14 protein-coding genes and 1 tRNA gene are annotated in these 13,105 nt (G+C 69.7%); 9 read left to right on the forward strand and 6 right to left on the reverse strand.

Going from position 1 to position 13,105, the window contains the following annotated elements; genetic code table 11:
* Positions 1-58 precede the first annotated feature (58 nt).
* Genes ABT294_RS18880 through ABT294_RS18890 form a run of 3 tightly spaced genes read right to left on the reverse strand, consistent with a single transcriptional unit; the run spans position 59 to position 2,013 of the window.
* Positions 59-490, reverse strand: coding sequence for a DUF350 domain-containing protein (locus ABT294_RS18880; RefSeq protein ID WP_350807184.1), 432 nt, complete (start codon positions 488-490; stop codon positions 59-61).
* A 2-nt stretch (positions 491-492) separates the two neighbouring features.
* A complete protein-coding gene (locus ABT294_RS18885; RefSeq protein WP_350807186.1) occupies positions 493-1,635 on the reverse strand; it encodes a glutathionylspermidine synthase family protein in 1,143 nt (380 codons plus the stop codon).
* 3 nt (positions 1,636-1,638) lie between these two features.
* Complete coding sequence (locus ABT294_RS18890) at positions 1,639-2,013, reverse strand: hypothetical protein (RefSeq protein ID WP_350807188.1); 375 nt, start codon at positions 2,011-2,013, stop codon at positions 1,639-1,641.
* Between the two features lie 149 nt (positions 2,014-2,162).
* On the opposite strand from ABT294_RS18890, the gene ABT294_RS18895 reads away from it, so the two are divergent.
* Together ABT294_RS18895 and ABT294_RS18900 are read left to right on the forward strand one after the other, a co-directional pair.
* The gene (locus tag ABT294_RS18895; RefSeq protein WP_350807189.1) at positions 2,163-3,200 is read left to right on the forward strand and encodes a PHP domain-containing protein; all 1,038 of its coding nucleotides are present in this window, start codon (positions 2,163-2,165) and stop codon (positions 3,198-3,200) included.
* 128 nt (positions 3,201-3,328) lie between these two features.
* On the forward strand, positions 3,329-4,054 hold the full coding sequence (locus tag ABT294_RS18900) for a helix-turn-helix transcriptional regulator (protein ID WP_350807190.1): 726 nt from the start codon (positions 3,329-3,331) through the stop codon (positions 4,052-4,054).
* A 247-nt stretch (positions 4,055-4,301) separates the two neighbouring features.
* Here the strand turns inward: ABT294_RS18900 and ABT294_RS18905 are convergent, their stop codons facing one another.
* The 3 genes from ABT294_RS18905 to aceE form a co-directional block, all read right to left on the reverse strand.
* A complete protein-coding gene (locus ABT294_RS18905) occupies positions 4,302-5,045 on the reverse strand; it encodes a maleylpyruvate isomerase family mycothiol-dependent enzyme (RefSeq protein WP_350807191.1) in 744 nt (247 codons plus the stop codon).
* A gap of 15 nt (positions 5,046-5,060) precedes the next feature.
* The gene (locus ABT294_RS18910; protein WP_350807192.1) at positions 5,061-6,569 is read right to left on the reverse strand and encodes an alpha/beta hydrolase; all 1,509 of its coding nucleotides are present in this window, start codon (positions 6,567-6,569) and stop codon (positions 5,061-5,063) included.
* A 170-nt stretch (positions 6,570-6,739) separates the two neighbouring features.
* Entirely contained in the window at positions 6,740-9,487 is a 2,748-nt protein-coding gene (gene aceE, locus ABT294_RS18915) for a pyruvate dehydrogenase (acetyl-transferring), homodimeric type (RefSeq protein ID WP_350807193.1), read from the reverse strand.
* A gap of 486 nt (positions 9,488-9,973) precedes the next feature.
* On the opposite strand from aceE, the gene ABT294_RS18920 reads away from it, so the two are divergent.
* The 7 genes from ABT294_RS18920 (at position 9,974) to ABT294_RS18950 (ending at position 13,054) form a co-directional block, all read left to right on the forward strand.
* A complete protein-coding gene (locus ABT294_RS18920; RefSeq protein WP_350807194.1) occupies positions 9,974-10,156 on the forward strand; it encodes a DUF1918 domain-containing protein in 183 nt (60 codons plus the stop codon).
* Positions 10,157-10,165: 9 nt separating this feature from the next.
* Positions 10,166-10,573: a secondary thiamine-phosphate synthase enzyme YjbQ gene (locus ABT294_RS18925; RefSeq protein ID WP_350807196.1), complete on the forward strand. Its 408-nt coding sequence runs from the start codon at positions 10,166-10,168 to the stop codon at positions 10,571-10,573.
* A gap of 117 nt (positions 10,574-10,690) precedes the next feature.
* Entirely contained in the window at positions 10,691-11,119 is a 429-nt protein-coding gene (locus tag ABT294_RS18930) for a DUF3052 domain-containing protein (RefSeq protein ID WP_350807198.1), read from the forward strand.
* Between the two features lie 28 nt (positions 11,120-11,147).
* The gene (locus tag ABT294_RS18935; protein WP_502912074.1) at positions 11,148-11,609 is read left to right on the forward strand and encodes a peroxiredoxin; all 462 of its coding nucleotides are present in this window, start codon (positions 11,148-11,150) and stop codon (positions 11,607-11,609) included.
* A 14-nt stretch (positions 11,610-11,623) separates the two neighbouring features.
* On the forward strand, positions 11,624-11,932 hold the full coding sequence (locus tag ABT294_RS18940; protein WP_350807203.1) for a hypothetical protein: 309 nt from the start codon (positions 11,624-11,626) through the stop codon (positions 11,930-11,932).
* A gap of 88 nt (positions 11,933-12,020) precedes the next feature.
* Positions 12,021-12,962, forward strand: coding sequence for an ROK family protein (locus ABT294_RS18945; protein WP_350807470.1), 942 nt, complete (start codon positions 12,021-12,023; stop codon positions 12,960-12,962).
* Positions 12,963-12,979: 17 nt separating this feature from the next.
* A tRNA-Val gene (locus ABT294_RS18950) sits at positions 12,980-13,054 on the forward strand.
* Positions 13,055-13,105: the final 51 nt, after the last annotated feature.

Genomic DNA, 13,105 nt, shown 5'->3' on the forward strand with positions numbered 1-13,105 from the left:
CTGCGAGTGGTGTCCTCACGGATGCGGTCCGTCACGCCTACCAGAGTGCCAGGTCCACTCAGATGACTGCGACGGCCGTGATGAGCCCGATGGCCACGTGCGTCACCGCGAGCAGCCGCGCGCCCGGTTGCAGCTCCTCCTCCTTGACCAGATCGCGCACCGAGATGCCGACCAGCTTGTCGAAGACCAGCATGGCCACCGTCTGCACCACGATGCCGACCAGGCCGAACACGACGGTGCCCGCCAGCCCCTCGACCAGCCTGCCGCCGGACGACCAGATGGACGCGGCGACGATGAGGCCGACCGCGGCCAGCGCGGAGGTGGCCAGCAGGGTGGCGTTCGGGTTGCGCTCGGTGCGGATGACCGCGCTCAGCTTGCCGGGCGTGGCCATGTCGATCACGTAGAAGCCGACGATCAGCAGGACCACGCCGACGGCGGCGTAGGCGGCGATGGCTCCGGCGCCGCGGGCGAGAACTTCCAGGAGGGACATGCTCACTCGATTCGGTGGGGGACGAAGGACGAGGTGTCATCGGTGATCAGGCCGGTCGTCTCCCTGATACCCAGGCCGGCGGCCTCGTCGCCGACCACCCAGGCGCCGAGCACCGGACGCTGACCGTCGAACTCGGGCAGGGCGTCGAAGGCCTGGAAGACGTGGCCCTCCTGGCCGTAGGAGCCGGGGGTCTCGCTCGTGCCCGACGGGGTCACGATCCGCATGGACGCGCCCTCCCTGCCGAGCAGCGGCTTGGAGATGTACGAGGTCAGCTCGCGAGGGCCGTCGAGGTAGGCGGGCAGCAGGTTGGGGTGGCCGGGGAACAGCTCCCACAGGATCGCCAGCAGCGCCTTGTTCGACAGCAGCGCCTTCCACAGCGGCTCGATCCAGGTGGAGTGCCGCACCGCGTGGCGGCCGAACGCGTCGGCCAGCATCCACTCCCACGGGTAGAGCTTGAACGCCGAGCGGATCATCCGCTCCTCCATGTCGACGAAGCGGCGGTTCAGCGCGTCCCAGCCGATGTCCTCCATGGCGATGGCGACCGTGTGGCGTCCGGCCTGCTCGGCGGTCTCCTGGAGGTAGGCCAGGGTCATCGCCTCCTCGCCGGTCTCGTCCATGTTCGTCCAGGCGAAGTGGGTCGGGCCCGGGGGCAGCGCCAGCTCGCGCCAGCGGTCGATGAGCCGCTCGTGGACGGAGTTCCACTGGTCGTCGCCGGGGTGGACGTCCTTCAGCCAGAACCACTGCACCACCGATGACTCCACCAGCGAGGTCGGCGTGTCGGCGTTGTACTCCAGCAGCTTGGCCGGGCCCGTGCCGTTGTAGCGCAGGTCGAAGCGGGCGTACAGGTAGGGGTCGCGCCGCTGCCAGGAGCGCGCCACCTCCTCGGCCGCCCACTCGGGGATGGCGAAGTCGGCGAAGCGGCCGGCCGAGACGACGTGCTCGACCGCCTCAAGGCACATCCCGTGCAGCTCCTCGACCTGGGTCTCCAGGTCCTCCACCTCGTCCAGCGTGAAGACGTAGTGGGTGGACTCGTCCCAGTAGGGGCGGGTCAGTCCCTCAGGGTGGGCCGTGCGGTGGTACGGCAGGCCCTGGCTTTCGATGATCGTCTCCCAGCCGTCCCTGGGAGTGCCGTGCTCGCGCCGCACCGGTCAGCCCCCGCCGCCCCAGTGGCTGCCGAAGCCGCCGCGCTGGATGCTGCGCCCGTTGCGGCTGCTGATGTTCACGTCCGACGGGCGGTAGGTGGTGCCGGAGCGGACACGGTTGCCGTGCCTCGTGCCGCCGTAGTACCAGTGGTAGGCGCCGCGGGAGCCGTTGTAGAAGTAGTGGTTGCCGCCGCCACCGTCGTCGTCATCGCCGTACGCGTAGGAGGCGTCATCTTCGCAGAAGGAGTCGTCCACGACCTCGTAGGTGCCGTCGGGCAGCTGGGTGGTGGTGTCGACGCAGTCGGCCGTGACGTCATCGTCGTCCGCGGCGCATCCGGTCAGCATGACCGACACGAGGCCGACGATGGTCAGCGTGATCACCTTGGACGATTTCGACCGCGGTGGTGAGGGTGGCACCGTTGGCGACGTTTGCCCCATAAGCTCCTGCCTTCATTGGCCGATCAGCCTAGCGGTCCCGTCCTTCCATCTCCATACACGGTGTTGCCGATGACTAGGGTAGGAATTGCCACATGACCCCTGTCGAGGCGTTGCGCGAGATCGCCTTCCTCCTGGAACGGGCGGCGGAGCCGACGTACCGCGTGCAAGCCTTCCGGCGCGCCGCCGCCGTCGTCGCCGACCTGCCGGATGACGAGCTCGCCCGGCTCGCCCGCTCGGGCGGTCTGGGGCAGCTGCCCGGCATCGGCAAGGTCACCGCGCTGGCGATCACCGAGGCGCTCGACGGGCAGGTCCCGACGTACCTGCGCAGGCTGCGCGCCACCGAGGGCGCCGACCTGGACGAGGAGACCGCCGCGCTGCGGGCGGCGCTCAAGGGCGACCTGCACAGCCACTCCGACTGGTCCGACGGCGGCTCGCCGATCGAGGAGATGGCCGAGGCCGCCAGGGGGCTCGGCCACGAGTACCTGGCGCTGACCGACCACTCGCCCCGGCTGACCGTCGCCCGCGGCCTGTCGGCCGCCAAGCTGAAGAGGCAGCTCGACGAGGTGGCCAGGCTGAACGAGCGGCTCGCGCCGTTCAGGATCCTGACCGGCATCGAGGTGGACGTCAACCTCGACGGCACCCTCGACCAGGAGCCCGAGCTGCTGGAACGGCTCGACGTGGTCGTGGCGAGCGTCCACTCCAAGCTGCGCATGAACCGCTACGAGATGACCCGCCGGATGGTGACCGCCATCGCCAACCCGCACGTGGACGTCCTCGGCCACTGCACCGGGCGGATCGTCCGGGCCGGCACCGCGCGGGGCGGGCGCAGGCCCGAGTCGGAGTTCGACGCCGAGCTGGTGTTCGAGGCGTGCCGCCGGTTCGGCGTGGCCGTCGAGATCAACTCCAGGCCCGACAGGCTCGACCCGCCCAAGCGGCTGATGCGCCAGGCGTACGAGAGCGGCTGCCTGTTCTCGATCGACTCCGACGCGCACGCGCCCGGGCAGCTCGACTGGCAGCGTTTCGGCTGCGAGCGGGCCGCCCGGTGCGGCATCGAGGCCGACCGGATCGTCAACACCTGGCCGCTCGCCGACCTCCTGGCCTGGACGGGCGAAGACCCGGCGGGGACGTGAGACGCCGAGGGCGTCGATCCGGCCTGGTGGCCGTTGCGTGAGACGCCTGTGGCCGCGGGGTGAGGGAAGGCTTTCCCCGGGCCGTCCCTGGCCGGTGATTGTCGGTGCCGGCGCGTAGCGTCGCGCTTGTGAACCGTACCGACCGGCTCTACGCGCTCGTCGAGGACCTGCGCGCGATCTCCCCACGCTGTCGTTCCGCCCGCGAGCTCGCCAAGCGGTTCGAGGTGAGCGTGCGCACGATCGAGCGCGACCTCGCCGCGCTGCAGGAGTCGGGGGTGCCGATCTACGCCGAGCCGGGGCGCAAGGGCGGTTACGCCATCGACAAGAAGATGTCGCTGCCGCCGCTCAACTTCACCCCCGCGGAAGCCGTCGCGATCGCCGTGGCACTCAGCCAGGCCGGCGACCAGCCCTTCGGCAGGCAGGCGCGCAGCGCGTTACGCAAGGTCGTCGCCGCCATGCCGGGGCCGGAGGGCGAGCTGGCCAGAGAGCTGGCCCGCCGCGTCCAGCTGGTCAGCCTGCCGCCTGACCACGCCCGCATCAACCCGCTCGGCGCTGAGGGCATCTCGCGCACGATCGAGGAGGCGCTGCTGCGCCGCCGCGTGCTCAGGCTCGACTACGCCGACGCCAAGGGCGCGCTGACCTCGCGCGACGTCGAGCCGGGCGTGTTCCTGGGCGGGCGCGGGGGCTTCTGGTATCTGGTGGCCTGGTGCCGCCTCCGCGACGACGTCCGCGTCTTCCGCCTCGACCGCATCGCCTCGGCCACCGTCACCGCCGAGCGCTGCCCCGACCGTCCGCTCGAAGGGTTCGCCACTGAGGTGCCGGAGATGGTCGTCCACGGCACGCTGCTCGACTAGTCGGTCGAAAACACCGACATAGGGTTGTCGCTCACCCGTTAGATCGTTTCTTTGTTCGAGAAGTGTGAGAGCGGCGGGCGGCATCGCCTTCGCCTGCGATCGGGATCTTGAACAGCAGATGATGATCGTCGCAGGCCGGTCAGGCACCTTCCCCGCCGACCCGGTTCCGCGCACGGGCCGCTCCCGGCGAGTGGCCGCCCTGGCCCTGGGCACGCCGCCGACCGCCGAGTGGCGGCGCGTCCAGGGCTCAGAAGTTGGCCTTGGCCAGCCAGCGGTCCAGCCAGGCGCGGTCGCCGAAGACGGCGAGCGTGTCGGGGCTGCGCCTGCCGTACAGCAGGAGCAGCAGGTCGCCGACCGGGCCTCGGACGGCCGCGTCGCCCTTGGCGTGGCCCGGCTCCCAGGCGATCCTGCCCGCGGGGCCCTGGGTGATCGTCCACTCGCCTGGCGAGTCGGTGGCGTGGAGGTGGATCGTGGCCCCCTCCGCGCCCAGCTCCGCCAGGCGTTTGGTGACCCAGCCCGCGTACGGGAGGTTGTCGAGGAACTCCTCGATGCCGTCGAGCGCCGTCGCCTGCGGGATCACCGGCTCCAGGCCGAGCGCCAGTTCGGCGTCGGCCCGGTGGATCACCAGCTCGAAGAGCATCCGGCGGGCCCAGTATCCGGCGTGCTGGTCCTTGCCCCAGCTCCACAGCGGCGTGTCGGGCTCGGTGGCGCGGAACGCGGCCAGGAGGTCCGCGGCGCCGGCCGCGAGCCAGGCCGGATCGCCGCTCTGGCCGGGCTCCAGGCCGTTGGGCACGTCCCGCGACCAGATGCGCTCACGCGTCCTGGTGGTCAGGATGTGCAGCACCCACCGGTGCGTCGTGCCGACGTGGGTGACCAGGTCGGCGAACGTCCAGCCGGGGCAGGTGGGCACCGGCGTCGTGGGGTCGGCGCCGGTGACCAGTTCGACGAGGCGCGCGGCCTCCGCCTCGACCAGCTCGCAGTAGTCCGTCATCCGACCGACACTAGATCAGGCGGCGGCGCAGGTGGTGCCCTTCACGGGCACCTTCCCGTTGAGCAGGTAGGCGTTCACCACGCCGGTCACGCACTTGTTCCCGGAGGTGTACGCGCCGTGCCCCTCGCCCTCGTACGTCACCAGCGTGGCGGTCTTGAGCTGCGCGGTCAGCCTGGGCGCCCACTGGTACGGCGTGGCCGGGTCGCCCTTGCCGCCGACGACCACGATCGGCTTCGACCCCGTCGCGTCCACGTGCCGGGCCTGGTCGCTGCCCCCGGCCGGCCAGAACCGGCAGAGCCCGCCCGGGCCCTCGCTGCCGAACATCGGCGAGATCTTCAGCGCGGTGGCCTCGGTGCGCCGCAGCAGCGCCTCGTCCGGCCGCTCGGTGCTGTCCACGCAGGTGATCGCCGGGAAGCTGGAGAGCTGCGTGGAGTACGTGCCGTCCGGGTTGCGGCCGGTGTAGGTGTCGGCCAGGTACATCAGCCCTCCGCCCTTGCCGTTCACCGCGTGCGCGAGGGCGGTCTCCAGGAACGGCCAGGTCAGGTCGGAGTACAGCGCCGCGGCGATCGCCGTGGAGGCCAGCCCCTGGGTGAGCTGGCGGCCGTTGACCGGCAGCGACTTGGCGGCGAGCTGGTGCAACAGCTTCTCGATGTTGTCGTCGGCCGCCTTCGCATTGGCGCCGAGGGCGCAGCCCTCCTTGACGCACCACCTCAGGAAGCTCTCATAGGCCTGCTGGAAGCCTCTCGTCTGGGCGAGCGCGCGCTGCTCGAAGTCGACCGTCGGGTCGAGCGGCGCGTCGAGCACCATCCGGCCGACGTTCTCGGGGTACTCGGTGGCGTAGACCGCGCCGAGCTGCGTCCCGTACGACATGCCGAAGTAGTTGAGTTTGGGGTCGCCGACCGCCGCGCGGATGCGGTCCATGTCGCGGGCCGCGTTGGCCGTGCCGACGTACGGCAGGACCTTGCCCGCGTCACGCTCGCAGTGCTGCGCGAACTGCTGGTTGGCCGCCTTGCCCTTCGCGCGGGTCTCCGCGTTGATGGGCAGGGTGTTGAGCGCCGCGTACGTCTCCATCTCCGCGTCGGTGCCGCAGCGCACGCCCGCGCTGCGCTGGACTCCGCGCGGGTCGAAGCTGATCAGGTCGTAGCGGGTGCGCAGCACGCCGAACGCCTTGGCCGCCTGGTCGAGGGTGTCGACGCCGGACGCGCCAGGCCCGCCGAAGTTGAACACCAGCGACCCGATCCGCTTGTTCGGGTGGGTGGCGGAGAGCTTGATGAGCGCCAGGTCGATCGTGTCGCCGTTCGGCTTGGAGTAGTCGAGAGGGACGGTCACCTTGCCGCACCTGACCGTGGTGTCTTCCTGAGCGGGCGTCGCGCCCTGGGGACGCTTGATATCCGTGCAGGGGCCCCAGGCGACCGGCTTGACGGTGACGGCGCCTTCCGGGTCGGCGTCGGGCACGGCCGGTGCGCTGGCGCAGGCGGAGACAGCTGCCGCGATCACGGTGACGGCGGCAAGGACATGGCGCATACAACATCCCCCTCGAAGTGTTTCAGGGGGAAGTAGTGCCCACAATACGGGAGACCGTCACCCAGTGGGGACGGTGGCGCGCGTGCCTCGCGCAGGCGCTTTCCGTACGACCGCGCGGACGCGGCGGCGCCCCCGCGAAGGAGATTTCGCGGGGGCGCCGATCTGCTGCCTCAGACCCCCATCGACTGGGTGTCGTTGCTCTCCGCGCCACCGGCCTCGGTGACACCGTTCTTCAGGTGGTAGCGGGCGATCGCCTCACGCAGCACCTCGCCGTCGAGCTCGCCCCGCTTCACGAGCTGGGTCAGCACGGCCAGCGTGATCGACGCGGCGTCGACGTGGAAGTGCCGGCGCAGCGCCGAGCGGGTGTCGGACAGGCCGAACCCGTCGGTGCCCAGCGAGGACCAGTCGCCCGGCACCCACTGCGCGATCTGGTCCTGGACGGCCTTCATGTAGTCGCTGACGCCCACGAACGGCCCCTGCGCCCCGGAGAGGACCTGCGTCACGTACGGCACGCGCTGGTCGGCGTCGGGGTTGAGCAGGTTGTGCTCCTCGCACGCCAGGGCCTCGCGGCGCAGCTCGGACCAGGACGTCGCCGACCACACGTCGGCCGACACGTCCCACTCCTCGGCCAGCAGCCGCTGCGCCTCCATCGCCCACGGCCCGGCCACGCCCGACGACAGGATGTTGGCCTTCGGCCCCTGCGTCTGCGGCCCGTCGGCGAACTTGTACAGGCCCTTGAGCAGGCCCTCGACGTCGAGGGCCGCCGGCTCGGCCGGCTGGAGGTAGGGCTCGTTGTAGACCGTCAGGTAGTAGAAGACGTCTTCCGGCTGCTCGCCGTACATCCGGCGCAGGCCGTCCTTGACGATGTGCGCCACCTCGAACGCCCACGACGGGTCGTAGGAGACCGCGGCGGGGTTCGTCGAGGCGATGAGCGGCGTGTGGCCGTCCTCGTGCTGCAGGCCCTCGCCGTTCAGCGTGGTGCGGCCCGCGGTGGCGCCCAGCAGGAAGCCGCGGCCCATCTGGTCGCCCATCTGCCACATCTGGTCGCCGGTGCGCTGCCAGCCGAACATCGAGTAGAAGATGTAGATCGGGATCATGTGCTCGCCGTGCGTGGCGTACGACGTGCCCGCGGCGATCGCCGAGGCCATCGAGCCCGACTCGCTGATGCCCTCGTGCAGGATCTGGCCCTCGGTGGACTCCTTGTACGACAGCAGCAGCTCCCTGTCGACGGCCTCGTAGGTCTGGCCGTGCGGCGAGTAGATCTTCGCCGTGGGGAACATCGCGTCGAGGCCGAACGTGCGGGCCTCGTCGGGGATGATCGGCACGAACCGGTGGCCGATCTCCTTGTCGCGCATGAGGTCCTTCAGCAGGCGGACGAACGCCATCGTGGTGGCGACCTGCTGCTTGCCGGAGCCCTTGCCGAACGTCTTGTAGACGTCGTCGCCGGGCAGTTTGACCGGCTTGGCGCGGACGACCCGCTTGGGCAGCACGCCGCCCAGCGCCGCCCGCCGCTCCTTCATGTACTCGATCTCCGGGTCGTTCTCGCCCGGGTGGAAGTACGGCGGCAGGTCACCTTCGAGCGCGGAGTCGGGGATCGGCAGGTACAGCCGGTCGCGGAACTCCTTCAGCTCGGCCTTGGTGAGCTTCTTCATCTGGTGGGTGGCGTTGCGGGCCTCGAAGTCCTTGCCGAGGGTCCAGCCCTTGATGGTCTGCGCCAGGATGACCGTCGGCTGGCCGACGTGCTCGCGGGCCGCCTTGAACGCCGCGTAGACCTTGCGGTAGTCGTGGCCGCCGCGCGACAGCTTGCGGATGTCGTCGTCGGTCAGGTGCTCGACCATCTTGCGCAGGCGCGGGTCGCCGCCGAAGAAGTTGTCGCGGATGTAGCCGCCCGACTCGACCGAGTAGGTCTGGAACTGCCCGTCGGGGGTGGTGTTCATCTGGTTGACCAGGACGCCGTCGACGTCGGCCGCGAGGAGCGGGTCCCAGTCGCGGCCCCAGACGACCTTGATCACGTTCCAGCCCGCGCCGCGGAAGTACGACTCGAGCTCCTGAATGATCTTGCCGTTGCCGCGTACCGGGCCGTCGAGCCGCTGCAGGTTGCAGTTGATGACGAAGGTCAGGTTGTCGAGCTCTTCGCGGGCGGCCAGGCCGATCGCGCCGAGCGACTCGGGCTCGTCCATCTCGCCGTCGCCGAGGAAGGCCCAGACGTGGCTGCGGCTGGTGTCCTTGAGCTGGCGGTTGAGCAGGTAGCGGTTGAACCGCGCCTGGTAGATCGCGCCGATCGGGCCCAGCCCCATCGAGACGGTCGGGAACTCCCAGAAGTCGGGCATGAGCCGCGGGTGCGGGTAGGAGGGCAGGCCGTGGAAGCCGTGCGACAGCTCCTGGCGGAACGCGTCGAGCTGGGCCTCGTTGAGCCGCCCCTCAAGGTAGGCGCGGGCGTAGATGCCCGGGGCGGCGTGACCCTGGAAGAAGACCTGGTCGCCCGACTCGCCGTGGTCCTTGCCGCGGAAGAAGTGGTTGAAGCCCACCTCGTACAGCGAGGCGGCCGAGGCGTAGGTCGCGATGTGGCCGCCCACGTTGGTGCGGGCGTTCGCGCGGGACACCATGATCGCCGCGTTCCACCGGATGTAGGCCCGGATGCGCCGCTCGACGTGCTCGTCGCCGGGGAACCAGGGCTCCCGCTCCGGCGGGATCGTGTTGATGTAGTCGGTGCTGCGCAGGCCCGGCACGCCGACCTGGTGCTCGCGGGCCCGTTCCAGCATGCGGAGCATCAGGTAGCGGGCCCTGGTGCGGCCCTCCGTCTTGACGACGTTGTCGAGGGATTCGAGCCACTCGTTGGTCTCACTGGGGTCGACATCAGGCAGCTGGCTGGGTAGGCCGTCGCTGATGATCGAGAAACGCTGGCGTCCGGAAGCCACTGGGTCTCGCCTTCCGAGGATGACTGATGTCTGGTCTGGGTCGCCTTCCATCCTGGTCGCTCGCGGTAGAAAGTGCATCTCTACTGGCGGGTAACCACGGTGTCCCTGCTGGCAGGGCCGTTACCGGTGGCCTAGACCACCGATGGTCGGACGAATTTCCACCAAAGGTTACATCTCGCCGCCAATTTAACAAGCGGGGAAAAGCTACGAAATTTCTCACAGTGCCGTGAAGAGGGAGAACTGTCATCCATGTCGGCAGACGTGCCGCGCGAGTCTAACCGTCCCCTCAGAGGTGCCTCCCATGGGGCTGCCAGGGCCTCGCCATCCCCATGGGGTCACTCCTGTCCATGCAAGCTGTGACCGCACCCGCGACCCGGCGCCATCGCGTGAGCGGCGCGTAACGTTTGGGTCATCATTCGCCCTCCCCGCATGAGGGGCGGAAGTTGCCTCTTTTCGTACGTCCCCGGTCGTACCAATGTGGTGAGTATGAACGCGACGGTAGGCGACCGGCTCCTTGTGCACGGGAATACCGTTGGGGAGAGGGACCGGGGCGGAGTGATCATCGAGGTCCACGGCAGGGACGGCGGGCCTCCGTACATCGTGCGGTTCGACGACGGGCACACCGGGCTGGTGTTTCCCGGCCCTGATGCGGTCGTTGTGCCTCAGTAGAATCTGTGTGTGAGATCTCAGATCATTTCCGTGGCCACGGGCTCACGAGAGACGGTGCACGACATCACCTCGGAATGCGCCGAATTCGTGCGGGCTCAGGGGGAGGACGGGCTGCTGCACGTCTTCGTCCCGCACGCGACGGCGGGCGTGGCGCTGATCGAGCTGGGGTCAGGTAGCGACGACGACACGCTCGCCGCGCTGCGCGACCTGCTGCCCGCCGACGACAGGTGGCGTCACGCGCACGGCTCGCGTGGTCACGGCAGGTCGCACGTCATGCCCGCGTTCATCCCGCCGTACGCGACCGTCCCGGTTCTGGGCGGCAGGCTGGCGCTGGGCACGTGGCAGTCGATCGCGCTGGTCGACCTGAATGTCGACAACCCGCAACGTCAGGTTCGCCTGTCGTTTTTGTCGGATTGATTCTGGCCGACTACGGCCGCACCCGTGGCGACCGTTGACGACTGAGGGTCACAGCGTGTGGACTGTCCCGAAGCGATAAACCGCATATGCGGGGCCACTCAAGCAGGAGGGATAAACGTGAGCGCGACCGCGGGTCAGGCGCAGGGCGAGCGCGGCCTGGCCGAACGACTCGGCCTGAAGCCGGGTCAGGTGGTGCAGGAGATCGGTTGGGACGAGGACGTCGACGACGAGCTTCGCGACTCCATCGAGGACCTGACCGGCAACGAGCTGCTGGACGAGGAGACCGACGACGTCGTCGATGTGGTGCTGCTGTGGTGGCGCGACGGCGACGGCGACCTCTTCGACGTCCTCAGTGACGCCATGCGATCACTCGCCGAAGGCGGCCAGATCTGGCTGCTGACTCCCAAGGCCGGGCGCGACGGCCACGTGGAGCCGAGCGACATCGGGGAGGATGCCGCTACCGCAGGTCTTTCGCAGACCAGCAGCATCTCCGCCGCCCCAGACTGGTCCGGAACCAGGCTGGTCTCGCCGAAGGGCCGACGCTAGGGAGCCAGAGCGCCTGCCATGCGGCAGGATGACAGGCGTGAACGAACGTTCTGCCGAGGTCGGCGCCCTAGCTCCAGACTTCGAACTCCAGGACCAGCACGGCACTCCGGTGAAGCTTTCCGGCTTTCGGGGGAGGAAGGTCGTGCTGGTCTTCTATCCGCTCGCCTTCAGCGGGGTCTGCCACGGCGAGCTGTCGGCGCTGCGCGCATTCGACGCCGACGCGCAGCTCCTCACCGTGTCCGTCGACTCCCTGTTCACTCACCGTGCCTGGGCGGACCAGGAGGGTTACGCGTTCCCGCTGCTCTCCGATTTCTGGCCACACGGACAGGTCGCGCGGGCGTACGGTGTGTTCGACGAGACGAAGGGGTTCGCGAAGCGGGGGACCTTCGTCATCGACGGCGCGGGCGTGATCCGGTGGTCGGTGGTCAATCCGATCGGCCAGGCGCGCGACGTCGCCGACTACATCAAGGCACTCGCCGACATTTCTTGACATCGGAGGAAACGATGCCCTGCTACCGCTGCGGGGCCCGGCAGACCGACCCGGTCCGTGGCGTGAGCCCCTGGAAGCGCGGGGTCCGTCACGAGGCGCAGGTGCTCATCTGCCCGGACTGTCAACGGCTGCACGACCTCGACCTCGACACCTGCGCTACCTGCGCGTCCACCTCGCTGATCTGCCGCCTCGGTGAGGTGGAGTGCCGGGCCTGCGGGTCGGTGCGCCAGGCGCGGGCCGACGCGTTCGTCGCCCCCTGCGCCCCGCCGGGGCTGTCCGCCGAGGTGGAGGCGGCGCTCAACCGGGTACTGGGACGCGCCTGAGCCCTTCGGGCAGGGCGGCGAGGAATCCTGGAGCTTCATCTTTCCGGACATTCGGTGAGCTGCGCTATCGTCTCCTTCCGTGTCCGCAATGAGTTCGTTCGTCGTCGCACTCGACGTCGGTGGGACGTCCATGAAGGGCGGCCTGGTCACCGAGTCCGGCGCTGTGCTGCTGAGCGAGCGCCGTCCCACCCCTCGCACCGAGGGCCCGGACGCGGTCGTCGCCGCCATCCGCGACTTCATCAGCCACCTCGCCGCCTCCGGTGAAGGCGTCCCGGCCGGCGTGGGCCTCGCCGTACCCGGCCTGGTCTCGGCCGACACGGCCGTCTACGCGACGAACCTCGGCTGGCGAGACGTCCCGGCGGCGGACTTCACGTCCCTGGACGTCCCGGTCATGCTCGGCCACGACGTGCGCACGGGCGGCCTGGCGGAGAGCGTCATGGGCGCGGGCAGAGGCGTCCAGGACTTCCTCTTCCTCCCCATCGGCACCGGCATCGCCGGAGCCATGATCGTCGCTGGCGAGCCGTACGGCGGCGCCTCGGGCTGGGGCGGCGAGATCGGCCACATCCCGGTCTTCCCCGACGGCGAGCAGTGCGCCTGCGGCCAGTTCGGCTGCCTGGAGACCTACGCGTCCGCCGCCTCGGTCGGCCGCCGCTACAGCCTCCGTGCGGGCGTCGAGAACGTCCGCGCGGAACAGGTCGTCTCCTCGGACGACCCCGTGGCGATAGAGGTCTGGGACGAGGCCGTGGAGGCCCTCTCCCTGGCGCTCGCCACGTACACCCTCCTCATGGACCCCACCATGATCGTCCTGGGTGGCGGGCTGGCGGAGGCGGGCCCCGCCCTCTTCGACCCGGTCCGCACCCGGCTCGTCAAACGCCTCGCCTTCCGCTCCGCCCCGCCACTGATCCCGGCGGCCCTCGGCGTGGACGCCGGCATGCTCGGCGCCTCCCTCCTGGGCTGGCGCGCAGCAGGCCGCCCCGAACTGGGCCCGGGCTGGGCGCTGGATGTGCGATCGGAGCCGTTGGTGTCGTAAGGTGTAGTGCCGATCAGGGGCGGTTAGCTCAGCGGTAGAGCACTCGCCTTACAAGCGAGGGGTCACTGGTTCGATACCAGTACCGCCCACCAGCGAAAACGCCCCGTTTCTGATCTTGGAAACGGGGCTTCGTACCATTAGCG

It is taken from the genome of Nonomuraea sp. NPDC000554 (genome assembly GCF_040300065.1).
Classification (GTDB): Bacteria; Actinomycetota; Actinomycetes; order Streptosporangiales; family Streptosporangiaceae; genus Nonomuraea.